Below are 26,892 nucleotides of genomic sequence, written 5' to 3' on the forward strand. Positions count from 1 at the left end.
TATAACTCAATTCGCATTCAAACAAAACTAAACAACCAGTCGCCGGTTCATTTCCGACAACTGGCTGCTTAAACTTGGAAGGTGTTTTGATCCCTGTCTCACAAACGGGGGTCAGTCCCACTTAAGACATGCTCTTTTGTATTCATTTAGTTTGCATAATAAATATTATGTTTATTTGGTGCGTATAACATTCCGAAGCAACTTATTTTTCAATGAAGAATATGCACGTACGCTTACTTTTCATTTTCTGGAGGAGATTCAATGATTAGCCCCTGAACATGCTTGCGTGCTAGAAGCTTTCGTTTTTTTCGATTTTCCTTTGTTTCTAAAACAATATCCAAATCATAATCGTCTGGATACAATTCTGTTGCTGCGATGTGAAGAATGAGCCTCTTTTTGTTTATGATCAGCTTTTGTCCTTGAATCAAAACTCCAACATTGCCTCGTTCATCCTCCGTTTTGCAAACAATACCAGTTCGATCTAGGTAGCCGACATAAACACTATCTCCAAGAGCAAACGACCTGGTTATGAGTGGGTTCTCTTGTTTTTCCTGTTTTGCGACTGTACGGTCTGTAGATGCTTTTTTAGAGGTAGGTTTACATACATCCTCAGGCCTTTTATCATCAAAATAAGGGGGAAGAACCAAAGACTTCTGTGTATTCTGAGACGTTCTTCCAGCAGAAATGGCCTCCGAACGTTCGATAATGCGAGTCCACATGCCTAGTTTCAAAGCAATTGCGTATGCATAGCTTTCCCCAGCCTCACCGATGCGAAGTCGGTACAAGGGTTGCAACGTTTCGGTATCAAACTCCATACGAGCATTTTGAAATCCCGGTGTGTTTTCAGCAAAATGCTTGATTTCGCTAAAGTGGGTGGTAGCCACTACTGTCGTCCGTCGACGATGAAATTCTTCCAGCAGTGCGATAGATAGGCCTACGCCTTCTCCCGGATCAGTACCAGAAGCCATTTCATCGATCAGGATCAGAGTAGAGCTGCCTGCCGTTTCCAAAATGCCAATCATGTTGCGAATATGTGCAGAAAAGGTGCTCAAAGCATGTTCAATACTTTGGCCATCCCCGATGTCTACCACAATGTCCTCGAATACAGCCATGCGGCTGCCTTGCAAAACAGGTACCAGCAGGCCGGATTGCACCATGAGTGTTAACAGACCGACGCTTTTGAGAGCCATCGTTTTTCCGCCTGTATTCGGTCCGGTAATAATAAGCGAGGAATAACCCTCACCAATTGAGAAATCAAGCGGCACCATAGTATTCGCCATCAATGGGTGACGTGCACCATGGATATCTATAATCCCCTCATCGTTAAGCTCGACAGAAACAGCATCCAGGGTTATGGCGTATTTAGCTTTAGCCAATAAAAAATCCAGTATGCCTACCGTCTCTGTATTAATGCTTAGTTCCCGGTTGTATGACTCAGCCATTCCGGTCAGATCTCCCAGCACTTTCATTTCCTCTTTTGATTCCTCTGCCATGTTTGCGCTTTGTTCGAATTGTAGATTTACGATCTCTGCAGGTTCAACATAGACCGTTTGACCGCTTCCCGATTCATCCAGTACATTGCCTTTCACCTGTTTGCGGAATTCCTTTTTGATCGGAAGTACATAACGGCCATTGCGCTGACTGATCATATTTTCTTGCATGATGGATCGATGACGGCTGGTGAGAGAGTCTAATTTCCTCTTGATACGTTCTTCAGTAACTGCAATTTTTTTGCGAATTTTAGCTAGCTCTTTACTGGCGTTATCCGTCACTCGACCCGAATAAATGCATCTCTCGATTTCGGATAGGAGTGACTCCATACCATACATGGAAGAGGCATAAGCACTGACGGTTGGAGCTGCATCCGCCTTGGCATGCATATATTTCATCAGCTGCATGCAGCTTCTGATGAATTGGGCCAAATGAGAAAAATCACGCTCGCTGAACATATAGCCGGTTCCCAAGAGGTGCAGAATGTGCTCCATTCCTTCCAATGAAGGAACGGGTACGCTAGCTCCGTGGCGAATGAGCTGTAAAGCTTCGCTCGTTTCGTTAAGACGAATTTTGATTGTACGGATATCTGTAATTGGTTGCATGGAAGCGGCATGATGCTTACCCAGGTACGAAAAGGCACATTCAGATACTCTTGTTTTAATCTGATCATATTCCAAACGCAGCATTGTAGTTTCATTCATGAATAAATCTCTCCTTTAGTTGTGTATTGACAGGATTTTTTCAAAACTTTTCTGGAAAACAAAAAAAGGGGCGGGGAATGAACAAAACGTTCATTCTCCGCCCTTTAAGGAAGAGGGAATGTATCATCAAATAAGCCTATAATCCAGCATGTGAACTCACCAATTCTGCGTTTTAAACCACAGGCCAACCAACATATCAGTTCATTGGCTTATGAATAGAAAAACGTGTAAAAAGAGTTCACAAAGCTGGAAACAAAAAAACCGTGCTGAACACAGCACGGAATAAGGCCTAAATGAAAATAATCCCTAAGGCGATTTATGATATCCGCATGTTCTTAACTAATACCAGGGTGAAAACCCAGCAACAAACAAACCTGTCCCTGAAGGGTACAAGCGCCTGATGGTTTTCCCTGAATATGCAATTGCTTAGTTAAGAACGTTCACCGACATTAAAATCTCTCCCTTAATTGAAGATATATCCACAATATACAATCAGACAGATATGGAAGTCAAGGCTGACTTCATCAATTTGATGAAAAAGTGATCATGAGGACAAGAAGTTAACGAAATATATATTATGTTAACTAAATTCGATTAAATGATTTATGAAAATGATCCCACTCCAGCAGGAATAAAGCATCCATATGAAACAGAGTACTAACATTAAGAAACCGCCCTAGTAGCTGGCATATCATATCTCCCAGGGCGGTTTCTTGTGCTCTTATTTAGAATCAACGGATGTGACAGCTTGTACAGGCTGTCTGTCACGAAGCAGCGGTAACAACAACATCGATCCGACTAAAAATAAGCCGGCGCTCACGATATATACGGTGTACAGGGAGGATTCGCGTTTGAGTGTACCGCCGATGCTCATACCGACGACCATCATCCCCGAGAACAGGGGAGAGAGGGCACCACCGACTCGGCCGATAAAAGCAGCTTCGGCATTTTTCATCATCATCGTGTTGATACCGATATGAATGCAAGGATAAAATAGACCGCTAAGTACTTGTAATGCCATTGTCAGCACAATATTGTGCGACCATCCTACTCCAAAGGTTGTCAGTGTGCTGACCAGAAGTCCAGTCGTCAGCAGCAATTGCGGCTGAACTTTTTTGGCAATCCCCATAATCAGACCGCCGCCCAACAGCATAGCCGCTCCGTTCGCCATTAACGGCCATTGTAAAAATTCCTTATCTTGTCCGAGGTTCTCGATAGCGACAAAAACCATTAATGGTTGAATAAGTCCGACTGCCAGCCCAATTATGGTAAATGTTCCTCCAAGCGTGCGAAGTGTACGGTTATTCCATACATAACGTATTCCTTCTTTAAGCTCTTCAATAAAATGAGTTGGTCGATCTATCTCAATTGCTTGTTCATCTTGTGGGATACGAGTCAGAACAAGCGCAGAGATGAGAAACAACATTCCTGTTATAGACAATGAAGAGAAAATACCAAAGTGTTGATAAATAAATGTACCGACGACAGGACCGATAACCATAAATAATGCCATGAGAGACTGAAAAAGAGCCATCACTCCCTGAAGCTGTTCTGGTGCTACATGCTGCTTTAATATCTTCATCGCAGATGGCTGAGAAAATTGAGATAGAATGGCCGAGAAGAAAGTGGATAGCAAGAGCACTTGCCATGACCCGTACCACAATGCGAGCAACACGATAAAAATGGATGCAGCCGACAGCAGATCGCAACTAACCATTGTCCGTTTAGGCCGCCAACGATCCGCAAACGTACCTCCAATGATGGCAAACAGAAAGATAGGCGCAAATTCAGCAACCGAAATGAGCGATACGTATACGGGATCATTATGGGTCAGATCTGTTACATACAACAGTATGGCAAAGTTCCGCACCCAGATGCCCAAATTTAGCAACGCATTGGAGGCGATAATAGTCCTTATATATGGATTTTTAAACAACAACAAACTCTCCTTTCCAGTTTTCAGGGGGTAAAACCCTTAGGGTCTATTTTTTTTGTTTTTTATAAACAAAATTAATATTTGTCTATATAACAATAGATAATATAATAAATATACTACTATTTAGTCAAATGTTTTTTTGTGATTATGAATGAAGTAGAGCAGGAAAAAGGAAGTGATCAATCATGCTAAAGAATGCGGATTAGAATAGAAGGGAATGAGTCACTACATATTTATAAATTGGAAATTATACTCAAATAAAATAGATGAACATAATTAATATTATGTTAACTAATAAGCGCATCTTTATCTATCAGAATCTGAATCCGATGTACCTTTTAAAATCATAGTGATATAATTACGCGTACATGCCTGAAAAGGAGCGTATAGAACGTAAATGAACTTTCAAGTGGACTTTTTATCTTTTTTTGTGATTCAGGTAGACGGAAAAGAAGGACAAGGCGGTAAGTCCTACAAGCATTATGCTACAATGGATGACTATGATTACGACGAGAGTGATGTCAAAAAATTTCTGGACGGGGAATTTGCTCGTATTAGCAAGCGAAAGGTTGAAAAAAATCCCAGCACAGAGCAGGCACCGACCAAAATTGGCCGCTTTATCGTCGAACCGGAACATGAACTGAGCAGTAATCCGAATTTCAATATGTTCGCCCGACTACGTGCAGCAGAGGATAAGGAAGATTTTAAAAATGCATGTGATGATCTGGTGCGGATGTATTTGGATACAAGCGCGGTACGAGGTGGAGCACTGATCATTGTACAGGCTACATTAAATACCCACTCTGACGACCCGTTTATTTTTGTACTCAAATGTGATTTTGAACCTAAAATTGCACGGATTACTGAGAGTAGTCTGGTAAGTGAGGTCGAAATGGCGATTTCAGCCCGTAATATGAAATCCATCATGTATCCTTACATGCTGGAGGAGGGTATGAACGATGAATGGGAGCTTAAAATACATCAGTCTTCGCATGCACGGTATTTTGAAGACTTTTTGAAATTCGTCACTTATGAGCAATCCATGCCGGAAATCGTTAATGAGCATGTCATGGGCTTTGTTCAGAACTATGTAGAAACCAAATGGCCGGATGCATCTAATGAGGAAAGACAGCAGGAAGAGCGCGATCTGGAACTGTGGGCAGCCAGCGAAAAACGGGATTTGCAAGGGAAGTGGGAACCCCTTCAGGTCGTAGAGGCTGCGCAGCATATTGTCGAGCTAAAACCGGAAATTGAAGTTCGTTTCAAACTGGATGATACGGCTGTGCGTGGTTTACTATCCGACTTTGGTGCCAAGCTGCATATCACAAAACTTCATGATAGATATGCACTTATTATTGAAGGTGATGCATTTACGTTTGAAAAGGGATTTTCTCCGATTGAACTACTACAACCTGAATCCTTTGAAACAGTGGCTGAGCGGCTGAAAGAGAAAAGGCAGCATGAAAATGAGGGTGTGGATGGCGATACACCACCTTGGTAATTTGGAACGCATAGCAGGGCGACAAACGAACGGAATTATATTATAAAAAAACGGACCTCACAACGGATGTATCCGCTGTGGAGGTCCGTTTTTGTTTAGCTTTTATATTCTTGACTTACTGAATTACATATGCACTTTACTAATTTGATCTTTCAGCTTGTCCGCAGATTGAACCAACCTTGCACGTTCCTCGTCATTGAGCGGAAGATCCAAAATTTCACGTACTCCATTGTGATCCACGATACTTGGAACACCTAAATAAACGTCAGATACACCGTTATAATCTTCCAGCAGGGTGGACACATTAAGTACCGACCCCTCGTCTCCGAGAATAGCGGCTACGATACGGTCAAGAGCCAGCCCGATGGCGTAGGATGTAGCGCCTTTGGCATCTATAATTTCATAGGCAGCATTCTTCGTATTCTCAAAAATTTCATTTTTCGTTCCTTCGTCCAACTCCAGTGGAGTTCCAGCCACGTTGGCTGTGCTCCATACAGGTAACTCAGAGTCACCATGTTCTCCAATAATATGGGCGTGGATGCTTCGTGGATCGATGCCCTTTTGCTTCCCGATCAGATAGCGGAAGCGTGCGCTGTCCAGCAACGTTCCTGATCCAATGACTCTGCTTGAAGGCCAACCACTGCGTTTCCAAGAGATGTAGGAGAGAATGTCCACTGGATTGGTTGCGATCAGCAAAATGCCATGTGTATTGACCTTGACGATATTATCAATAATACTTTCAAAAATTTCGGCATTACGCTTGAGAAGATCAATACGTGTTTCTCCCGGCTTTTGTGAAGCTCCCGCTGCAACAATGATGATATCTGCATTACGGCAGTCTTCATAATCACCCGCCCATACTTTGACACCGCCGAGAAAAGGAAGCCCATGATTCATATCGAGCATTTCCCCCTTCGCCTTTTTGACGTTGACATCAATAAAGACAAGTTCTTGCATGCGTTGGCGCAGCAGCAGGGTGTAGCCGGTTGTTGTGCCAACCGCTCCCATGCCGACAATAGCCACTCTACTTCGTTTGTAAGGTTTTAAGCTCATAAAATCCTCATCTCCTTCTCGGGTTGTATACCTTTTCATTTTGGGATATTACTTAAAAATTTATCTTTCCAACTTAGTGTACCCTATATACTAACCCACCGCAAAGAAATATGACATTTTTCCTTGACTTCAAAGGCGAGCTCGCTAATAATTAATCGAATGATAAGAACACGCACTAAAGCGTTGCAGCACCGATATTAACGCATGAAATTATGGAAAGAGGATTAGGAATATGGACTTATTTCGAAAAAAAACAGGACTGCTCTCGCACGAGGAAAGCGGATCTACAGGTCACTTAAAGAGAACAATGGGGCCTTTTGATCTCACCATGCTAGGAGTAGGATGCATCATCGGGACAGGGATTTTTGTTATTACTGGCAAGGCAGCGGCAGAAAATGCAGGTCCCGGCTTGATGCTTTCTTTTGTTATTGCAGGAATTGCCTGCGTATTGGCAGCCTTGTGCTATGCAGAGCTTTCATCTACAGTTCCCGCGGCTGGGAGCGCTTATGCATATAGTTATATTGTTTTTGGAGAAGTTCTGGCCTGGGTACTGGGTTGGGACTTGATTCTGGAATATGGAGTAGCGGCCGCCTCTGTGAGTAGTGGCTGGTCTGCTTACTTTCAAGGCTTGCTGGCCGGATTTGATATACATCTACCGTTAGCTTTAACCGCAGCCTTTGATTCGACCAAGGGGACCATTATTGATCTGCCAGCGGTGTGCATCATCATGCTCATCACACTGTTGCTAAGTCTCGGAGCCAAGGAAACGGTCCGATTCAATTTCATTATGGTTTGTGTCAAAGTTGGGGTTGTACTGTTATTCATTGCGATTGGAATCTTTTATGTTAAGCCTGCCAACTGGACACCATTTTTGCCTTATGGATTTTCTGGTGTATTGAGTGCTGCGGCAATCGTATTTTTCGCTTATCTGGGTTTCGATGCTATCTCAACTGCAGCCGAAGAGGTACGCAATCCGCAGCGAAACATGCCCATCGGCATTATCTCTTCTCTAGCCATCTGCACGATATTGTATATTGCCGTTTCAGTTGTGCTAACGGGGATGGTACCTTATACGCAGTTGGGCGTTAGTGATCCGGTTGCGTTTGCTCTCCGCTTTATTCATCAGGATTTCGTAGCTGGATTAATTTCAGTCGGTGCGATTGCAGGGATGACGACCGTTTTACTGGTTCTGTTGTACGGCCAGACACGATTAATCTTTTCCATGTCACGTGATGGCCTTTTACCCGTTTTTTTATCTAAAATAAATACCAAAACCCAAACACCAATTCGAAGTACATGGCTGGTGGGTAGCATTATCGCATTGGCTAGCGGCTTGTTCCCGTTGCATGCACTGACCAATCTGACGAGTATTGGAACTCTGTTCGCTTTTGCTGTAGTCTCGGTCGGGGTCATCGTTCTGCGCAAGACACGCCCGGATTTGAAAAGAGGGTTTACCGTACCATGGGTTCCGTTGCTTCCGCTACTGAGTGCTTTGGTTTGCATCGGTCTGATGCTTCAGCTTCATATCAGCACCTGGATCGGATTTATCGTGTGGCTACTCCTTGGATTACTGATTTATTTCTTCTATGGATATCACAAAAGTTTGTTGAACCATAAATCCTGAACAATATTAGTATAAAAAAAGCCGGTATCCTTCACTTTTGTGAAGGAGCCGGTTATTTTTGTCATTACGCGAAAAGTGTCACATAGGGGTGTTTATGGTATAATTCTGTTTCAGATAAGCTTTTGGCACGTGATTACCGCATGCCATCGAGGGAGGATTTTGATATGAAACTGCGCTGGCGTGCGCTCTTGGGAGGAGTAATGCTGTTAACGGGTATTTTGCTAACTGCCTGTTCTGCTGAAACCCCAAAAACTGTAACTAAACCTTCGATTGAGGAACCAGATGACCAGGGACAGACGATAACTATTAATCCGCCGGTGACCCCGAAGGCGGGTGATCCAAACGCCAAATATGTTGTACAAACACGAATCGCGGATTTTCATTAAACGATAACAATAAAGGGTTGGTTTGGGGAGTTACCCATAATGAGCTGCGCCTTTATGATACCCATGATGGTGGGAAAACATGGAATAATATTTCTCCCTCCGAAAATGTTCAATTTCAAGACAAGCTTGAATATGGCAAGGATATCAGTTTCACAGATTCCCGTCACGGTTGGGTTGTCCGTCAAAATCTGGACCAAACAGCAACGGTCATTCTAAGAACGTCAGATGGAGGACAGAGCTGGGATGTATCAGCGCTACCAAGCGGAGACCATGTAAGCTCGATTCAATATGTAAATCCAACTACAGGCTGGATCATGGCTTATATAAAACTGAATGAGCAGGATCAACAAAAAATGTTGTATCACACCACCGACGGAGGAGCCACGTGGAATAAAGTTGCCCAAAGTTCTGGTATGACATCCAACAAGTCAGGCTCAGGTTTACCCGATCAGGGCAGTGTGGCGGGAATGAGCTTTTCTTCCAACAATCAGGGTTTTGTGGCGATTAATGTGGACAGCAGGGTGAAGTTGTATAAAACTTCGAATCTAGGGAAAACGTGGACTCCGGTCGCTAACAGCATGCAGGGTTGCCCTCAGGCTAAGGCAGAAGCTCAGCAGTCTCTTGAAGGTAACAGTTCTTCATATTGGATTCCGGTTCTCTGCTACGGGGATAACGGTACAAAATATAACGGGCTATTTACGAATAATACTGGAACACAATGGAATGATGTGCCATTGGGTCTGAGTAGCAATAATACTTCTATAACTCCTGGGCGTACCTTTCTAAGCGATAAAGAAGGGTGGGTTATAACCGTAAACGGAATGAGCCGTACAATGGATGGAGGAAAGACGTGGACAAGTCTCAGAGGCAACAAGGTGCTGCCTTCGAAGCTAAAAGACTATCCACGATCAGTCAAGCTACGTTTTGCTTCTTCATCGGTAGGTTGGCTGCTTTTGGAACGACTAGACGACAAGAAATCACTGCTGTTAAAAACAACGGACGGTGGTGCAAACTGGAGGATTTTATAATCACGATAAAGGTGATTGCCCTGGGATGTCTTCCCAGGGCGTTTTATTTTTAAAAAATTTAAATTTTATACGTCAACATGTGAAAAAAATCACAAACTAACAAATGAGCCACTGTTATACTAAACCTGTAAACAACGATAGGAGTGATAATCATGAGAGCGAATCAGGATCATATGTTAACCCAATACTACCTTCAATTTTGCTACACTTGTCAAGATGCCTACGGTTGCACGACTGAAGAGGACTGCAAGCAATGCGCAGAGCGTTACGCCGAGGAAGAAGATCATGAAGTTCTGGATGAAACACAACGCTATCTCCAGCTTGTACATGTGTAAATCGATGAGCTATTCTGATATCGCCATATCTTGAGCCTCCCGGATTAATCCGTGGAGGCTCTTGGCGTTCTTGAGGGTTACTATCAAATTTGGGCAGCAACATACATATACTGTTATAGAAGGCTTGAGGCAGGTCAGGATGCCCGGTGGTTTCCCTGTGGAATGCCTGGCGGAGAGGAGTGCGGTGCATGGGATTTGAGTCATTATGGATGTTCGATTGGCTGGGTACGGTATTGCCCGTATTTTTCGTAGTTGTGTTGGGTATTGTCGTGTTGTCTGCGGGCAGGGAAGTCATGGAATGGAGCCGGAACAAGCGGCAGCCTGTGTTGACTGTGGGTTCCCGCATTACGGCCAGAAGGACACATCTCCAACAGAGGCGCCAGGAGGAACAAGGCACTCGTACCTATACCTTCTATTATGTAACCTTTGAGGTGGAGAGTGGCGACCGGATGGAGTTCAAAGTATCTGGGGAAGAATATGGTCAATGTGCTGAAGGGGATGAGGGACGGCTTACTTTTCAAGGTACAAGGTATATTGGATTTCAGCGTCTTAATCGCTATAGTTTGGAGCAGGTTAAAATGTAGGATTCAGTCAAAATCATTTACAGCCTTCTGCTAGGAGTCAGGGTAGGGGGCTGTGAATGTTTCTTGTACGGCACATTTTGGTACATATATACTAAAACAGAGTAGTTCAGAGGAGGAATAAGTCGTGTCATTTGAAGGACAAGTTGTTATTGTAACAGGAGCAGCGCATGGTATCGGGAAAGAGGTCGCTTTTGCCTACGCTGCTCAGGGTGCCAGAGTCGTGTTTGCTGACTGCAATGAGGAAGAGGGCGCCGCAGCTGCTGCAGCAGTCCGGAACGAGGGTCATCAGGCCATTTTTATCCCTTGTGATGTGCGTAAGGAAGAAGATATTGTAGCGCTGATCCGTGCCACGGAAGAAGAATACGGTACAATTCATACATTGATTAACAATGCAGGCGTGTCCAGATGGAAATCTCCATATGAGTTAACCGTAGCAGAATGGGATGACAATTTGAACACAAACGTACGCAGCTGTTTTATTGCAACAAGAGAAGCGGCTAAGGTAATGAAGCGGAACGCAGAAGGGGGCTCAGTGATTAATATGACCTCTACACGAGCTTTCATGTCAGAGCCGGATACAGAAGCCTACGCGGCATCCAAAGGAGCCATAGCCGCCCTTACACACGCGATGGCCATATCGCTAGGAAAGGATAGGATTCAGGTCAATTGTATTAGTCCAGGATGGATTGAAACCGGGGATTACGAGCAATTGCGTGCTGAAGACCATCAACAGCACCCGGCTGGACGAGTAGGGACCCCTAAAGACATCGCACGAGCCTGTCTGTATTTGACACAACCGGGCAATGATTTTGTAACAGGCACGAATTTGGTGGTCGATGGTGGCATGACGCGTAAGATGGTTTACGAGCCATGATAAAAGCCTAAATAAGTAGTCCCATTCTTGGGGCTATTTTTTTATTTTCTGGACTGTCACTTATTGGGCATTTGTACCATAGGATAGGGTATGTGATTGAGAAGCAAGGAGGGGACGCGATGGCTGTAATCAAGACCAACTCAGGGGATGTGAGGACCCTCGCCCGGCTGATGCGGGCTGAGGCCGAAGGTGAAGGTGAGATGGGAATGCTCATGGTTGGTAATGTCGGTGTGAACCGAATTTTATCCAATTGCTTGGATTTCCAAGGGATACGCCTCATGAATGACATGGTGTTTCAAAGCCCTGGAGGTTTTGAAGCTACTCAGAAAGGGTATTTTTATCAGAAAGCCCGTGATCGGGACATTCGACTTGCCCAGCGTGTAATTAATGGAGAAAAAATACGTCCGGCATCCAATGCATTATGGTTTTTCAGACCAGCTGGTGAATGCCCGGGTACCTGGTATAACCAGACCAATACCGGACGCTTTAAAGCCCACTGCTTTTTTAGCCCGACTGCACAGGACTGTCCTAATGTATATTAGACACCTTTCAGAATGGCTTGAAGAATTAAAGTTAAATTAAAACCATCTTAGGAGGAATTTACATGATTTCACAGCAAGCTTACCGTCCAGTATCTTATGCTTCCGGTAATGGATATCCCGAATGGCCAAGAGGGATGGCTCCAGCCGGAACCATGCAACCTATGCAACCTATGCAACCTATGACTGGCTTTCCACCTCAAGTAAGTAGTGGCAGCCCTATGACACCAACGGGTACAGTGGTGCAGGTTCAGACTCCGCAATACGAGCAATCATACATCGAGAATATTTTACGCTTGAACCTGGGCAAAACGGGAACCTTTTATATGACCTATGAAAATAACCGGGAATGGAATGCTAAAATATTCAAAGGCATTCTAGAAGCAGCAGGTCGGGACCACATTATTATTAGTGATCCGGCGACAGGCAAACGGACCATTCTGCTGATGTTAAACCTGGATTATGCAACTTTTGATGAGCCATTGTTGTACCAATATCCCGGCGTCATCGGGAACCCGGGCGGATCTCCGGTTCGCTGATGCCTTCATATATATGAGTTTACATCCTCTGCCAGACGGCAGGGGATGTATTTTGTTTATATTCTTTCTCAAATATAGTTGCTTTCTTGGTGGTAAGAGGCGAAAATGAGAGCTTTCCGACCTAAATGATAGAGGGATTGATTTTTCTGACATTGCTTGTGGTTTGACTGTATAGAGTATAGTTATATAATTAAATATAAGCTGATAAATGATTTAATCATTTTGCGGAATATGGCTTAGGGAAGCCGGAAGGGGTGAATGTGTTGGGAAGTTGACGCTGCTTATGATGTGTTATCGTTCTGTCTATGATGAAACTATCCGAAGGAGGTGCGCCTGTCTGCCGTAATGACGGCTGATGGGGAGCATATTGAGTGACCCTTTACCGAGTATGTTTAACTTATTTATTGTTTTTGCATTAGTATTATTGAATGGATTTTTTGTATCTGCGGAATTTGCCATGGTGAAGGTTAGGGGCAGCCGTATAGAAACCTTGGTGGAGGCGGGCAATAAAAAGGCCGTATACGCCGCCAATATGATACACAATTTGGACGCTTATTTGTCTGCTTGCCAATTGGGTATTACCCTAGCATCGTTGGGACTGGGATGGATCGGAGAGCCGGCCATCGCACATTTGATTGAACCTATATTTACTGCCGCTGGCTTGGGAGCGGTATACGTGCATGGTACTGCCGTGGTCATTGCATTTATTGTCATTACGATTCTGCATATTGTATTGGGTGAATTGGCACCCAAAACGATAGCTATTCGTAAATCTGAGACTATTACGCTGTATTCGGCCATGCTGATGACTTGGTTTTACAAGTTGATGTATCCATTCATATGGGCGTTGAATGGAATGGCGAACAGCCTGCTGCGTTTATTTCGTCTGGAGCCGGTATCCGAATATGATGATTCTGCGCATACGGGGGATGAAATACGCATTCTGATGAAAGAAAGCAATAAGAGCGGACTAATTGATAATACGGAATTGGCGCTTGTTGATAATATATTTGATTTTGCCGACACGACCGCCAGGGAAATCATGATTCCGCGCACGGAGATGATCTGTTTATACAGTAATGAGTCTACAGAAGAAAATCTCGCGATTGCGACGGAAAGCATGAGAACCCGTTATCCAATCTGCGCCGAAGATAAGGACCATATTATCGGCTTTATCCATATTAAAGATCTTCTACGTGCGAACACACTGGATACCCGTACGATGATTCGCCCGATTCTTGCTGTTCCTGAATCAACGCAAATTAGTGATCTGCTCAAACGCATGCAGCGTAGCAAGACGCAAATTGCAATTTTGATTGATGAATACGGTGGCACATCGGGTATGGTAACGCTGGAAGATATTATGGAAGAAATCGTCGGTGAGATTCAGGACGAGTTCGACCAAGAACGTCCGAGTTGTGAGCAGATTAATGACGAGGAATTTTCCATTGACGGTATGTTATTAATTGATGAAGTGAACGATCGCTTTGGACTGGATCTTGATCATGAGGATTATGATACAGTAGGAGGCTGGCTGTACTCACATGTAGAGGTTATTCCTCCACAGCCAGGCCAGTCTGTAGTGTTTGAAGGATGTATGTTCATTGTGGAAGAAGTTGAAAACAAGCGGATTTCACGTATTCGGCTAATTAAACAGCCTATCGTCGTGGAGGAAGCAGGAGTCTCATAATGGAATAAATATGGAAAGCGACCTTCAATGATGTGGGGTCGCTTTTTAATTTGCCTTCTTTACATAAAGGATATGAATTGATATGATATTCGTGTTATTGTCAACCTAATTGCATATCAATAGGTTGACAATGGAGCAAATTTCCTTACGCTAAAAATCTCATCTGGTTACATGTTCATTTAAATGAGGGAGGATGAAGTATGAATTTATTCAATAAGGATGTAGATTGGGGCCGATTAGCTGAAAAAGCGATCCATTTCAGCAATCTGACGCTGGAAGAAGGTACGGCGGTACTGGAAGCGGACGATGCAGAAATATTACCGATTATGCAAGCTGCATTTCAGGTGCGGCATCATTTTTACGGAAAAAAAGTAAAGCTCAATATGATCATGAACGCCAAAAGTGGTCTGTGCCCGGAGGATTGTAGTTATTGCTCACAATCCATCGTTTCCACGGCACCTGTCAGCAAGTATAGTATGCTGGACAAGGAATCACTGTTGGCTGGGGCAAGGGAAGCCGTAGCACGAAAAGCAGGGACATATTGCATTGTAGCTTCCGGCAAAGGTCCGACAGATCGGGAGCTGGATCAGGTAATTGATGCTGTACAGGAAATTACTCGTACCATGCCGCTCAAGATTTGCGCTTGCTTGGGGATTCTCAAGGGAGATCAAGCACGGCGATTGGCAGATGCGGGGGTACACCGTTACAATCATAATTTAAATACAAGCAAGGCCAACTATCCCTCGATTACAACCACACATACATATGATCAACGCGTCGAAACTGTGAAAATGGCTCAATCACACGGAATGTCTCCATGCTCTGGCGTTATTATCGGTATGGGGGAGACGAATGAGGAAATCGTTCAAATGGCTTATGCCTTACGAGAGTTGGATGCCGACTCTATTCCGATTAATTTCCTGAACCCAGTCCCCGGAACCCCTTTAGGAGAAGCACAGCGGATCTCGCCGATCCAAGCTTTGAAGGTGTTGGCACTGTTCCGGTTCATCTGTCCATCCAAGGAAATACGTGTTGCAGGCGGAAGGGAGTTAAATCTGCGTTCATTACAACCGCTATCCCTTTATGCAGCAAATTCGATTTTTGTAGGAGATTATTTAACGACAGAAGGCCAAGAAGTTACCGCTGATCATCAAATGATAGAAGATCTTGGCTTTGAAATTGAGATGTGTGCTCTTTCAGCCGTATAATAAAGGTTGTACAAACATGGAAGGGAGAGTTGAATGATGAGCGAAAAAGTATTTATTAGTCCAGGTAAATATGTGCAAGGGAAAAATGTGATTGATAAAACAGGTGAATATGTTAAGCCTTTAGGTCATACGGCCTTGGTTATTGCGGACAAGCTGGTTTGGGAGATTGCAGCCGATCGGGTGGTCAAAAGTCTAGAACAGGCTGAGATTACGGTGGTAAAGGTTGAGTTTCAAGGGGAAGCATCCAAAAATGAAGTAAACCGTATTGCTGATGAGGGACGAAGCGGCCAGGTCGATATTGTCATTGGTGTAGGTGGCGGTAAAACGTTGGATACCGCCAAAGCCGTTAATGAGCTACTCGATTCCTCAGTTGTGATTGTTCCAACGACCGCCTCTACAGACGCACCCACCAGTGCACTATCTGTTTTGTACACCGATGAGGGTGCATTTGATACGTATTCCTTTTTCAGTAAAAATCCAAGCTTAATCCTGGTTGACACGAAAGTCATATCTCAAGCACCGCCTTTGTTCCTCTCCTCAGGCATTGCGGATGCTATGGCAACGTGGATTGAAGCCCGCGCAGTCATTGAAGCTCGTGCTACCACTATGGCTGGTGGTTTGCCAACGTTGGCGGCAGAAGCCATTGCGTCCAAGTGCGAGGAAGTTCTTTTCGATTACGGACTGCAAGCTTATGAATCTGTGAAACGCAAAGTTGTTACACCGGCGCTTGAAGCGGTGGTGGAAGCCAATACGTTGCTAAGCGGCTTGGGCTTTGAAAGCGGTGGCTTGGCAGGCGCACATGCCATTCACAACGGTTTTACCGTACTCGAAGGAGACATTCATCACCTGACGCATGGTCAAAAAGTAGCTTTTGGCACCTTAGTACAGCTTGCCTTGGAAAAAAGACCTTTAACTGAGGTGGAGCGGTATATTGATTTTTATCTAAAACTGGACCTGCCTGTTACGCTGGAAGACATTAAGCTGCATGAAGCCTCACGAGAGGATTTATACCGGGTAGCTCAGGCTGCTACCAAAGAAGGCGAAACAGCTCACAATTTACCATTTGCTGTTACAGCGGATGATGTGCTTGATGCAATCTTAGCAGCTGACCAGTATTCAGTTGCCTACAAGGCTAAAATTGGACATTGAAACTAATCCCATACTAATAAAGTAGATTCAGAGGTCGCTAATAAGCGGCCTTTTTCCATTATTTAACTTGCAGCTTATGGTATGATTTTCATGGTACATAATTAGGTAATCCCGGGAGTATATTTACGGCTCCCCTAAATTTTGAGAGGAGTTTAACGATGGCAAAATGGAATGTGGAAGATCAAGGTACTCAATATACTATTGAGTATAAGCGTGGCTTTAACGGTGGAAAAGTCATTGTGAATGGTAGCGAGCAGAAGGTGAAAAGCCAGAACGCATTTTTAAACTTGATTGATTTTCCAATAAGATTAAAGGAGAAAGCTCTGAATGTTGTAGTCATTGGCAACAAAGCAGATTTAGCTGTAAACGGTATATATCTTGGGTCCAATCAACCTTATGTTCCAGTAAGTAAGGCTCCGGGCTGGAGTTGGGCTTTTGTAGTGGTCAGCTTGGTTATAGGGTGGTTATTTGCAGGCGTCTTTGGTCTGTGTTTAGGGATATTAGGTAGTATGTTCTATGTGAAATCATCTTTATCCTTACATCAAACCATTAATCGAAGAGTCGTAAGCTGCTTTATTGTCTTTTTCATCATCAGCATAGTACAAATCGTTTTTGGACTTGCAGCGAACTATTGGATTAATACACTGTGAATATAGGTAACATATCCTAACGGACGAAGCAAGAAGGCTCTCCCGCATAAAGCGGTGAGAGCCTTTTTTGCCGTGTTAGATCGCCCAATTTCCTTTACGGAAGATCGGTTCCTCAGTACCGTCTTCGGTAACGCCGTTGATGTCCATTTCACCTGAACCAATCATAAAGTCGACGTGAGTCAGACTGGAGTTCAGACCGTTGGCAGCCAACTGCTCTTGAGTCATATCTTTACCACCTTTAAGGTTGAATGCATAGGCATTACCGATAGCCAGATGGTTCGAGGCATTTTCATCAAACAATGTATTGTAGAATAAAATATTTTTGTCAGAGATCGGTGACTTGTGAGGCACGAGCGCAACCTCGCCCAGGTAGTGTGAACCTTCGTCCATTTCTACGAGATGCTGGAGAGTCTCCAAGCCGGTTTCGGCCTGTACATCGACAATACGTCCATTTTCAAAGGTCAGTGAGAAGTTGTCGATAATGTTGCCACTGTAGCTGAGTGGCTTGGTGCTGCTGACTTTACCGTTTACTCCCGTTTTAAGTGGAGCAGTAAATACCTCTTCAGTAGGCATGTTGGCTACAAAACTATGTCCCTGTTGGTTGATGCTTTCGGCTGCTACCCACAGATGGTCTTTTGCAAGTTCGATGGTGAGGTCTGTGCCTGGAGCCAGATAATGCAGCTTTTTATAGCGTTTGGAGTTTAAAATATCAGCTTTGCTGGAAAGAGTTTTCAAATGCTCATTCCACGCCTCCACAGGGTTGTCCAGATCCACACGTACAGTGCTGAAAATGGCTTCCCACAGTTTATCCATTTGCTCGGAAGCTGGCAGATCAGGGAACACTTTGGCTGCCCATTCTGCTGAAGGATAAGCAATCAGAGACCAGCTGAACTTGTCAGCCATTTGGTATTCACGGTATTGCCGTAATTCATGTGATCGCACACGCTGGGCAGCGGTAATTCTGCTGGACGGAATCCCTTGAAGCAAATCAGGATTCTCGGCAATGACATGGAGTACTGCAGCGCCATTTTCCACTTCTTCAGTCATTTCGGCTGCGTACCATTTGGGAGCAATATTAAAAGTTTCATCAGGAGCTAGTTCATACTGTAATCGGGTAACCGTCTCATCACTCCATTTTACTTTTACCAGCTTGGCTCCGACAGTATACGCTGATTTAACGATAAGTCGTACGAGTTCGGCGGACAAGATTGGCGCATGAACGATAAGTGTCTGCCCAGGTTGGACATTCGCGCCCACTCGAACGGCTAATTCCGCATATTTCTGCAATTTTTGTTGAAAATCTGACATGTAACTTTCCTCCATTTCACGAAAAAGCCTCAAATAAGAATAGGGTAATTCGCACAGTTTTTTTGCAAATTCCACACATAGCTTATATATTGTACAATGTAACGAAAAGGTTCACAAATCAGTTTTGGTACTTTTTAGTGAAAATGAAAGGGCGGTTAAATAAATGACAGAGCAAAATTCTTCTCAGGAATTGAAAGAAGTACATATTCAACAGGCACAAATGACAAGAGATGAGAACGGTGCATATTTAGGTCAAGTGGTATTTGGAGTAGACGGACAGAGTTCTATATATGAAATTACCTTCCACAGTAAAAAGGGAAAGGAGTGGGATTATAGTCTCCATTTTGCTGGAGAGCCGCGCTTGGAGGAAGAAATGTTACAGATGGATAGCTGGATTGAAGAGAACGATGATCTTTTCGACTATTTGCTGGATGCGGCATGGAGTAAATTACCCGAGTAATGTAAACATGGTCTATTTTCGTGACAAGCGGATTATATTTAGCAGTGTCCGCATAATCTGCTGACATGGGGGAAGCCTATAGGTCGAGTATAACAAGAAATTCCATGTGAATAGGAGGGTGAAGCTTTGGCAAATCATCTGTTCACCGAAGGAATGACGGCAAATGAAGAGGCTGCTCCCGATCTCCTAAGCTTACGGACGCTGTTTGTAAATGTGTGTTTTATCGGAGAGCCGGGAAGCCGATCCTGGGTGCTGGTGGATACGGGGATGGCAGGATTCACAGACTCGATTATACGCCTGGCTGAGGAACGGTTTACGGGTCCTCCGGTTGCTATTGTGCTTACTCACGGTCATTTTGACCATGTAGGTTCGGTTATTGAGTTGGTACAGCATTGGGGTACGCCTGTCTATGCACACCCTTTGGAACTACCTTATTTAACGGGAATGAAAGATTATCAAAAACCTGACCCTAGTGTGGGGGGAGGTTTGATGTCGGGAATTTCCTTTTTGTACCCCAATGATGCTATAGATCTCGATGATCGCATCACCTCCTTGCCCCAAGATGGCAGTATCCCCGGCGCCCCTGGTTGGAAGTGGCTACACACACCAGGACATACGCCTGGTCATGTATCGCTTTTTCATGAGCGGAGACGCTTAATGGTGGCTGGTGACGCTTTTATCACGGTAAAGCAGGAATCGGCATTGGCTGTGCTTTTACAGGAAAAAGAAATCCACGGACCGCCTGCATATTTTACAACAGATTGGCAAGCTGCACAGCGGTCAGTGAAAATGTTAGCTGGTTTAAAGCCCGCAATTGCAGTTACAGGGCATGGACATTTCATGCAAGGTACCGAGCTGACCGATCAGTTGGAACGGCTGGCTGGGAATTTTGAACACATGGCAGTACCCAAACAGGGACGCTATGTGTAATATGTGTGAAGGACGATGCCTTGCGGGGCATCGTTTTTTTGTGTTGACGTGGAATTTTTTTGCTGGACATGGTATAGTCAAGCCAAAAGCTAAACGCTTTCATTAAACATCGTCATTTCATCAAGGAGGATTTTTGATGACACAACAGCATACTGCAATTGGTGATCTTTATTATGGAATACCGGCGATTCGTCTTAAATTTGGACGATATGAAGCGGTTGCCCTGCCAGGAAACGGCGCAAATCTGATTTCTTTTCGTGACAATGAGACGGGATATTCTTTTCTACGTGAGCCGGATGCTGAGAGCATAGAGGCTTTTAAACAAAGCCCATCCGTTTACGGAATTCCTTTTTTGTTCCCTCCGAATCGGTATGAGGATGGAAAATTCCTGTGGAATGGTGTTACATATGAGCTGCCAATTAATGAAGAGGCTACCCATAACCATTTGCACGGCTTTTTACACACCGTTCGGTGGGAGGTTGAGGACTACGGCTCCGGGGAGCAAGGTAGTTATGTAGTAATGAATCAGCATGTAAGGGAAGGGCATCCTATGTTCCGTTATCTACCCTTCACCTTTACAATGAAGCTGACGTACAGCCTGGACGAATTCGGCCTGCATCAGCGTTATGTGATTCATAACGAGGGGGATCAGCCGATTCCCAACTTGTTTGCCTTTCACACAGCCATTCGGGTACCGTTTGTACCTGATAGCTCGCCTGAGGATTACAAGATTAAGGTTACGATCGGTGAGCGGCGTGAGCTGACAGATCGATTGTTGGCCACTGGGCAGTTCCAACCGTTATCCCCGGAAGAGGAATTGATGAAGACAACAGGAGTTAGCCCTTATTTTGCCTCTATGGATAATCATTATACGGCGGCTCCGCAAAATGGACGTAACTACATGGAACTTACACACAGTAAGACAGGTGCTACCCTTGTATACGATGTAGGCACTGCTTATAAGCATTGGATGATCTGGAACAACAAAGCGAACAAGGAATTTATCTGTCCCGAACCCCAAATGAACATGATCAATGCACCGAATCGACCGGACTTGCCTGCGGAAGACATCGGGTTAATTGCACTGGCTCCGGGGCATATTTTTGAAACAACCAGCCGTCTGTATTGTGTTATTCCGAATAAAACGAAATCTTAATATTCTCTATCCTCATAAGCTTGCATCGTGATGAACGGTGCAAGCTTTTTCGATTGGTAAGGTCTTATATAAAAGATAATGGGGAAGGAAGGTGAAATAGGTTGCAGAAAAGCAATGTGTCATAGTATGATACGAAACAGGAGATGATCAGATGAATTATGAAATGGTGCCTTTTCAAGCCGTCAAACGCAAGCAAATTGCCGATGAAGTGGCTGAGCAGCTGCAACGAAAAATTGCTGCTGGTGAATGGAATGTGGGCACTAGGATTCCAACGGAACCCGAGCTTATGAAGCTATTTGGAGTCGGGCGATCTACAGTTCGTGAGGCGGTTAGCGTACTGGTGCATGCCGGTCTATTAGAGAAAAAGCAAGGACACGGAACCTTTGTCTGCCAACCAACGACTTCTCAAGAACCATTGGATTACCGACTAAGCCGCGCTGAAATTATTGAAGTTTATGAAGTGCGGAGCGTGCTGGAACTGGAGATTGCCAGATTAGCTGCGTTACGTCGTAATGACGAAGATTTACGCTTGATGCGGGAGGCGCTGGACCGTCGAGCTGCGACATTGGCCGCTGGAGATATGAATGGGTACTTGGATGCGGATATCACTTTTCACTTGGCTGTTGCAGCAGCTACAGGCAATAAGGTGCTTACGGACGTCTACCGCAGCTTTGTAGAGGCTATTCGCAAGGCGCTGAGCAATCTGATTACCGATCCAGCAATGCAAAATCATTTTACACTTCAACATGAAAAAATTTATGAAGCGATCTTGGATCAGGATGGCAAAGCTGCAGAACTGTATAGTATTCAGCATTTGGACGGCACCAAGCTGGAGCTGCAAAAGCATATGGGAAGTTCTTAATTTTTTTAATCTTAAACATCAGATGATCGGATGAATAGAATGATGTATAAACCTTCTACTTTGAGCATCTCCTAAAATCAAACCAAAGGTGGTATCTGTATGCGAAAAATATGGGTGTTGGACACAACGTTAAGAGATGGAGAACAATCACCAGGAGTTAGCTTAACCAGCACAGAAAAGGTGGAAATAGCTCTTCAGCTTCAAAAATTAGGCGTCGATCGGATTGAGACTGGCTTTCCGGCAACCTCACCTGGTGAGATCGTCAGCATGCAGAAAATTGCCAAACAGGTCACCCAAGCAACACTGGTTGGTTTTGCACGCTCGAAAGAGCAGGATATAGATGCGGTCAGAGAAGCTCTACGGGGGGCGGAGGACGCTTGTCTTCACTTGTTCCTAGCTACCTCACCTATTCATCGCCAGCATAAGCTGCGAATGGATAAAGCGAAGGTTTTAGAGACCGCTGCCGCGGCCATTCGTTATGGACGCAAGTATTTTAGCAAGATAGAATTTTCGGCAGAGGATGCCAGTCGTACCGAGTTGGACTTTATTTGTGAAGTTGTAGATATGGCAATTCGCGCTGGGGCGACAGTCGTCAATTTGCCGGATACGGTGGGATATGCCTCGCCAGATCAATTTGGAGAAATGTTTAGAATCGTAAAACAACAAGTACCAGGTATCGAAAAAATACAGCTTAGCACACACTGTCATGATGATCTTGGCATGGCAACAGCCAATACGCTGGCAGCTATCCGTAACGGTGTAGATCAATTTGAAGGTACCATTAATGGCATCGGTGAGCGAGCCGGAAATACACCTATCGAGGAGGTCGCACTGGCCCTTGATACGAGAACCGATCTCTATGGTGCACAAACGAGTCTGATTTTGGAGGAGCTGTATGCCACCAGTCGACTGGTAAGCAAACGTACAGGGATGTCGGTACCAGGAAACAAGGCTATTGTGGGGGCCAATGCATTTGCACACGAGTCCGGTATACACCAGGACGGAATGCTGAAGGAGCGTACAACGTATGAGATCGTATCCCCTGATCGCATTGGTCTGAAGACGAGTAAACTTGTATTAGGCAAGCATTCGGGACGTCATGCGTTTAAGGAAAAGCTGGCGGACATGGGCTTTGATGTTTTGACAGAGGAACAGCTTCAGGATGCGTTCCGCAAATTCAAAGCCTTGGCGGATAAGAAAAAACAGGTGCTGGATGAAGATTTACTCGTCCTGATGGATGAAAGCCGCAATGCCTCGCCTCAAATTTACACGCTAAATTCCATTCAGGTGTCTTATGGTAATCAGTCGGTCCCAGTCGCCTCCATACGGCTGAATAAGCAAGATGGTACATCGATTGATGAAGTAGCGATGGGTAATGGTTCTGCAGATGCGATTTTCAATGCGATAGACAAGGCCAGTGGGGAAGTGGTGGAATTGGAGGATTACTCCATCCAGTCTGTAACGTACGGCAAAGATGCGTTGGGGGAAGTCCACGCTATTTTGAGGCAAGGTGAATACACAGCACTGGGAAGAGGTACAAGTACAGATATTTTGGAAGCTAGCGCTAAAGCTTATATCGACGCACTAAACAAGCTACTGGGCAGAAAAGAAGTTCATGCCAAAAGCAACATCACGATTAGCTGAGACTGGTAATCAAGCTCATAGCTGAATTTTTCTTCTGTCTCTCCTCTAACCCTATTGTAAAAAAAGCGCTTGCAAAATATATGATAACATTTGAAATTTAATGTATAATAGGCAAAGAAGATCACCATATTTTGTCTGAATTACATAGGCCAAGAGGAGGAAATGAGTTGAACTACCGCATTGAAAAGGATACGTTGGGCGAAATCAAAGTACCGGCAGACCGTTTGTGGGGAGCGCAAACACAGCGCAGTAAGGAAAATTTCCCGATTGGCTCGGAGAAAATGCCAGTAGAGGTCATTCAGGCGTTCGCGGTGCTCAAAAAGAGTGCGGCGATCAGCAACTATAAGTTGGGTAAGCTATCTCAGGAAAAGCAGGACGCCATTATTTATGCAGCGGACGAAATTTTAGCTGGACGAGTCGATGACCATTTCCCGTTGGTTGTATGGCAGACAGGGAGCGGAACGCAGTCCAATATGAATGTCAATGAAGTGATTGCTCATCTGGGCAGCCAATGGCTTCAAGAACAGGGAAAAGATGCGAAGCTGCATCCGAATGACGATGTGAATATGTCACAAAGCTCAAATGATACGTTTCCTACAGCGCTTCATGTAGCTGGTGTTATTGCCGTTGAGGACCGTTTATTGCCTGCCATTGATAAGCTGAAGGAGACTTTTCAACAGAAGTCAGAACAATTCAAGGATATCATCAAAATTGGCCGAACCCATTTACAGGATGCGACACCACTAACACTGGGTCAGGAAATCAGCGGCTGGTATGCCATGCTGGATAAAAGCAAACGAATGATCGTCGATACGGTTCAATATATGAAGGAGCTGGCGATTGGCGGAACAGCAGTGGGTACAGGAATTAATGCTCATCCAGAGTTTGGTTCCCGAACCTCTGCGGAAATATCCGGATTCACTGGCAAAACGTTCACTTCTGCACCTAATAAATTTCATGCACTGACCAGTCACGATGAAGTGGTGGCTGTACATGGAGCAATCAAAGCGTTAGCTGCAGATTTGATGAAAATCGCCAATGATGTTCGCTGGTTGGCTAGTGGTCCACGGAGCGGCTTGGGCGAAATCACGATTCCTGCTAACGAGCCAGGTAGCTCCATTATGCCTGGTAAGGTAAATCCGACTCAGAGTGAAGCACTAACGATGGTCGTTACGCAAGTCATGGGTAATGATGCAGCCATCGGCTTTGCAGCAAGTCAAGGGAATTTCGAACTAAATGTGTTTAAACCAGTAATCATATACAATTTTTTGCAATCAGTTCATCTGCTGGCTGATTCCATCATTGCTTTTAATGACAACTGTGCCGTCGGCATCGAGCCTGATCTCGCTAAGATTGAGCACAATTTGAACAATTCACTGATGTTGGTGACAGCATTGAATCCACATATCGGCTATGAAAATGCCGCTAAAATCGCCAAACTTGCACATGCGGAAGGACTGTCTCTAAAGGAAGCGGCACTCCGTAGCGGACTGCTGACTGAAGAGCAGTTTGATCAATATGTTGTACCAGCGCATATGATTCATCCTAAAGCCTAAAGCACGACAATTGTTGTAGCTTAACACCTATAAAAATTACAGACCAGCTTATGGAGTGCCGATTTAGCACAGACCATAAGCTGGATTTTTTAATTTTCTCCTATAATTTTTTTACTTAAGATTAGTATTCTGTGTGATTTGAGGGTATATAGTTAGAAGGCGAAAAAATGAACATTTATTTTCAAGATAGGAGAAGCCGTATGGAACAGACAACCGTGATTAATTTGATTGTGCTTTTGCTGTCCGGCTTGCTGCTGGTCGGTGTGCTGACTACCAAATTTTCCAGCCGTTTCGGTATGCCTGCGCTTGTTTTGTTTATTGCCGTAGGCATGGTGCTCAGTCAGTTTATTTATTTTGATAATGCCTTTATCACACAGCTGGTGGGCATTCTTGCGCTCATTGTAATCTTGTTTGAAGGCGGGATGCAGACAAAGTTTGCAGATGTTAAGCCAGTAATTCGACCTGCGTTGTCATTATCAACGTTAGGAGTCATCATCACGACTGTTGTCATTGGCGTCTGCGCCAAGTTTATTTTAGGCGTAAGCTGGATGGAATCCATGCTGTTTGGCGCTATTGTTGGTTCGACGGATGCGGCAGCTGTGTTTTCCGTTTTAGGAGGTAAAAACATCAAAAAGCGAATTACCTCGACGCTTGAAGCGGAATCCGGCAGCAATGACCCGATGGCTGTATTTCTCACAGTAACATTGATTGAGCTGATACATCACCCTGAGCAATCCATTTGGATACATATCTTGTTGTTTTTATGGGAAATGGGTTTTGGTTTAGCCGTTGGTTTTGTACTCGGACGCTTAGGTGTATATGCGATTAATAAAATGAATTTTGATTCATCCGGTTTGTATCCTGTGATGGCATTGGCATTTGCGGTCTTGACGTATGCGGCGGCATCGTTACTGGAGGCGAGCGGATTGCTGGCCGTTTATGTCATGGCCATTGTATTGGGAAATTCCGACTTGACCTACAAGCGATCCATTATTCATTTTAACAATGGCTTCGCCTGGATGGTGCAGATTATGATGTTTGTCCTGCTCGGCCTGTTGGTCTTTCCCGATCAATTGCTGGGCATTGCGTGGCAAAGCTTGGCGCTTTCCTTCATCCTCATGCTCGTGGCTCGTCCAATAGGCGTGTTCCTAAGCTTGCTTTTTTCCAGGTACTCTGTACGCGAGAAGACACTGTTATCCTGGGCAGGACTGCGGGGGGCGGTACCCATTGTACTAGCAACTTATCCATTACTGGATGAAATGGATGTAGGACCTTTGTTTTTTAATGTCGTATTTTTCGTCGTGCTCACCTCTGCGATTATTCAAGGTACCACGATCTCGTGGCTAGCGGTGAAGCTTGGCTTGATGGACCCTAACGAGACATCGTCGCCTTCACTGCTGGAATTAGTTTCTTTGGGAAAAACCACTTCGGAAATCAACCACATTCAGGTACAAAAGGGGATGTCGATAGCCGGCAAGGCGATTCAGGATATACAGCTGCCTGAAGACATCTTATTCACAGCCATTATTCGGAACGAGCAAATTATTGCCCCGAGAGGTACAACTGTGATTGAACCGGGCGATACTTTGTATGTGCTTAGTCCCAAACTTAAGCGACAGCAGATGAAAGAGCTGTTCATGCTACTCGAACCGGAGGCTGCTCCGTAAATAGGATATCCCCCCTAT

At 44.6% G+C, this 26,892-nt stretch carries 25 protein-coding genes; 20 read left to right on the top strand and 5 right to left on the bottom strand.

Going from position 1 to position 26,892, the window contains the following annotated elements:
- Nucleotides 1-233: 233 nt before the first annotated feature.
- Together OIU26_RS20105 and OIU26_RS20110 are read right to left on the bottom strand one after the other, a co-directional pair.
- Nucleotides 234-2,195, bottom strand: coding sequence for an endonuclease MutS2 (locus OIU26_RS20105; RefSeq protein ID WP_264217796.1), 1,962 nt, complete (start codon nucleotides 2,193-2,195; stop codon nucleotides 234-236).
- A 721-nt stretch (nucleotides 2,196-2,916) separates the two neighbouring features.
- Nucleotides 2,917-4,131 (bottom strand): MFS transporter, encoded by a 1,215-nt coding sequence (locus tag OIU26_RS20110; RefSeq protein WP_264217797.1) that lies wholly within the window; start codon nucleotides 4,129-4,131, stop codon nucleotides 2,917-2,919.
- A 397-nt stretch (nucleotides 4,132-4,528) separates the two neighbouring features.
- Here OIU26_RS20110 and OIU26_RS20115 point away from each other — a divergent pair, with 397 nt between their 5' ends.
- Nucleotides 4,529-5,632, top strand: coding sequence for a DUF3900 domain-containing protein (locus OIU26_RS20115; protein WP_013371391.1), 1,104 nt, complete (start codon nucleotides 4,529-4,531; stop codon nucleotides 5,630-5,632).
- Nucleotides 5,633-5,755: 123 nt separating this feature from the next.
- On the opposite strand, the gene OIU26_RS20120 is transcribed toward OIU26_RS20115, so the two are convergent.
- Nucleotides 5,756-6,685 (bottom strand): L-lactate dehydrogenase, encoded by a 930-nt coding sequence (locus OIU26_RS20120; protein ID WP_025678944.1) that lies wholly within the window; start codon nucleotides 6,683-6,685, stop codon nucleotides 5,756-5,758.
- A gap of 232 nt (nucleotides 6,686-6,917) precedes the next feature.
- Here OIU26_RS20120 and OIU26_RS20125 point away from each other — a divergent pair, with 232 nt between their 5' ends.
- The 12 genes from OIU26_RS20125 to OIU26_RS20180 all read left to right on the top strand — a co-directional run bounded on the left by OIU26_RS20125 (nucleotide 6,918) and on the right by OIU26_RS20180 (nucleotide 17,291).
- A complete protein-coding gene (locus tag OIU26_RS20125; RefSeq protein WP_025678942.1) occupies nucleotides 6,918-8,309 on the top strand; it encodes an amino acid permease in 1,392 nt (463 codons plus the stop codon).
- A 164-nt stretch (nucleotides 8,310-8,473) separates the two neighbouring features.
- Nucleotides 8,474-8,695 carry a hypothetical protein gene (locus OIU26_RS20130; RefSeq protein WP_264217798.1) on the top strand — a complete coding sequence of 74 codons (222 nt, stop codon included), beginning with the start codon at nucleotides 8,474-8,476 and terminating at the stop codon, nucleotides 8,693-8,695.
- Nucleotides 8,696-8,712: 17 nt separating this feature from the next.
- A complete protein-coding gene (locus OIU26_RS20135) occupies nucleotides 8,713-9,723 on the top strand; it encodes a YCF48-related protein (RefSeq protein ID WP_264217799.1) in 1,011 nt (336 codons plus the stop codon).
- Between the two features lie 152 nt (nucleotides 9,724-9,875).
- The gene (locus tag OIU26_RS20140) at nucleotides 9,876-10,058 is read left to right on the top strand and encodes a hypothetical protein (protein ID WP_013371387.1); all 183 of its coding nucleotides are present in this window, start codon (nucleotides 9,876-9,878) and stop codon (nucleotides 10,056-10,058) included.
- Between the two features lie 188 nt (nucleotides 10,059-10,246).
- Nucleotides 10,247-10,642, top strand: a complete 396-nt coding sequence (locus OIU26_RS20145; RefSeq protein ID WP_013371386.1) for a DUF2500 domain-containing protein — start codon at nucleotides 10,247-10,249, stop codon at nucleotides 10,640-10,642.
- A 124-nt stretch (nucleotides 10,643-10,766) separates the two neighbouring features.
- Complete coding sequence (locus OIU26_RS20150) at nucleotides 10,767-11,516, top strand: glucose 1-dehydrogenase (protein ID WP_264217800.1); 750 nt, start codon at nucleotides 10,767-10,769, stop codon at nucleotides 11,514-11,516.
- Between the two features lie 119 nt (nucleotides 11,517-11,635).
- Nucleotides 11,636-12,058: a cell wall hydrolase gene (locus OIU26_RS20155; RefSeq protein ID WP_013371384.1), complete on the top strand. Its 423-nt coding sequence runs from the start codon at nucleotides 11,636-11,638 to the stop codon at nucleotides 12,056-12,058.
- A gap of 62 nt (nucleotides 12,059-12,120) precedes the next feature.
- A complete protein-coding gene (gene gerQ / locus OIU26_RS20160) occupies nucleotides 12,121-12,594 on the top strand; it encodes a spore coat protein GerQ (RefSeq protein WP_025678937.1) in 474 nt (157 codons plus the stop codon).
- Between the two features lie 388 nt (nucleotides 12,595-12,982).
- Entirely contained in the window at nucleotides 12,983-14,284 is a 1,302-nt protein-coding gene (locus tag OIU26_RS20165) for a hemolysin family protein (protein WP_013371381.1), read from the top strand.
- 200 nt (nucleotides 14,285-14,484) lie between these two features.
- Nucleotides 14,485-15,492 carry a biotin synthase BioB gene (gene bioB, locus OIU26_RS20170; protein WP_264217801.1) on the top strand — a complete coding sequence of 336 codons (1,008 nt, stop codon included), beginning with the start codon at nucleotides 14,485-14,487 and terminating at the stop codon, nucleotides 15,490-15,492.
- A 36-nt stretch (nucleotides 15,493-15,528) separates the two neighbouring features.
- Nucleotides 15,529-16,641: a glycerol dehydrogenase gene (locus OIU26_RS20175; RefSeq protein WP_264217891.1), complete on the top strand. Its 1,113-nt coding sequence runs from the start codon at nucleotides 15,529-15,531 to the stop codon at nucleotides 16,639-16,641.
- Nucleotides 16,642-16,799: 158 nt separating this feature from the next.
- Nucleotides 16,800-17,291, top strand: a complete 492-nt coding sequence (locus OIU26_RS20180; RefSeq protein WP_025678931.1) for a hypothetical protein — start codon at nucleotides 16,800-16,802, stop codon at nucleotides 17,289-17,291.
- Nucleotides 17,292-17,366: 75 nt separating this feature from the next.
- On the opposite strand, the gene OIU26_RS20185 is transcribed toward OIU26_RS20180, so the two are convergent.
- Nucleotides 17,367-18,599, bottom strand: coding sequence for an aminopeptidase (locus OIU26_RS20185; protein ID WP_013371377.1), 1,233 nt, complete (start codon nucleotides 18,597-18,599; stop codon nucleotides 17,367-17,369).
- Nucleotides 18,600-18,762: 163 nt separating this feature from the next.
- On the opposite strand from OIU26_RS20185, the gene OIU26_RS20190 reads away from it, so the two are divergent.
- The 5 genes from OIU26_RS20190 (at nucleotide 18,763) to OIU26_RS20210 (ending at nucleotide 23,651) form a co-directional block, all read left to right on the top strand.
- Complete coding sequence (locus tag OIU26_RS20190; protein WP_013371376.1) at nucleotides 18,763-19,059, top strand: hypothetical protein; 297 nt, start codon at nucleotides 18,763-18,765, stop codon at nucleotides 19,057-19,059.
- A gap of 126 nt (nucleotides 19,060-19,185) precedes the next feature.
- Nucleotides 19,186-19,989 (top strand): MBL fold metallo-hydrolase, encoded by an 804-nt coding sequence (locus OIU26_RS20195; RefSeq protein ID WP_264217802.1) that lies wholly within the window; start codon nucleotides 19,186-19,188, stop codon nucleotides 19,987-19,989.
- A 136-nt stretch (nucleotides 19,990-20,125) separates the two neighbouring features.
- Entirely contained in the window at nucleotides 20,126-21,145 is a 1,020-nt protein-coding gene (locus tag OIU26_RS20200; protein WP_264217803.1) for an aldose 1-epimerase, read from the top strand.
- A gap of 151 nt (nucleotides 21,146-21,296) precedes the next feature.
- Nucleotides 21,297-22,007: a FadR/GntR family transcriptional regulator gene (locus OIU26_RS20205; RefSeq protein ID WP_040103650.1), complete on the top strand. Its 711-nt coding sequence runs from the start codon at nucleotides 21,297-21,299 to the stop codon at nucleotides 22,005-22,007.
- A gap of 99 nt (nucleotides 22,008-22,106) precedes the next feature.
- On the top strand, nucleotides 22,107-23,651 hold the full coding sequence (locus OIU26_RS20210) for a 2-isopropylmalate synthase (protein ID WP_264217804.1): 1,545 nt from the start codon (nucleotides 22,107-22,109) through the stop codon (nucleotides 23,649-23,651).
- Here the strand turns inward: OIU26_RS20210 and OIU26_RS20215 are convergent.
- Entirely contained in the window at nucleotides 23,644-23,748 is a 105-nt protein-coding gene (locus tag OIU26_RS20215) for a DUF3953 domain-containing protein (RefSeq protein ID WP_436449183.1), read from the bottom strand. The genes OIU26_RS20210 and OIU26_RS20215 overlap by 8 nt on opposite strands.
- Before the next feature lie 70 nt (nucleotides 23,749-23,818).
- Here OIU26_RS20215 and fumC point away from each other — a divergent pair, with 70 nt between their 5' ends.
- Both fumC and OIU26_RS20225 read left to right on the top strand, forming a co-directional pair.
- Nucleotides 23,819-25,207 carry a class II fumarate hydratase gene (gene fumC / locus OIU26_RS20220; protein ID WP_264217805.1) on the top strand — a complete coding sequence of 463 codons (1,389 nt, stop codon included), beginning with the start codon at nucleotides 23,819-23,821 and terminating at the stop codon, nucleotides 25,205-25,207.
- 200 nt (nucleotides 25,208-25,407) lie between these two features.
- Nucleotides 25,408-26,874, top strand: coding sequence for a potassium/proton antiporter (locus OIU26_RS20225; RefSeq protein WP_264217806.1), 1,467 nt, complete (start codon nucleotides 25,408-25,410; stop codon nucleotides 26,872-26,874).
- The last annotated feature ends 18 nt before the right edge of the window (nucleotides 26,875-26,892 follow it).

The sequence above is a fragment of the Paenibacillus sp. BT-177 genome (genome assembly GCF_025846815.2).
Classification (GTDB): domain Bacteria; phylum Bacillota; class Bacilli; order Paenibacillales; family Paenibacillaceae; genus Paenibacillus; species Paenibacillus polymyxa_C.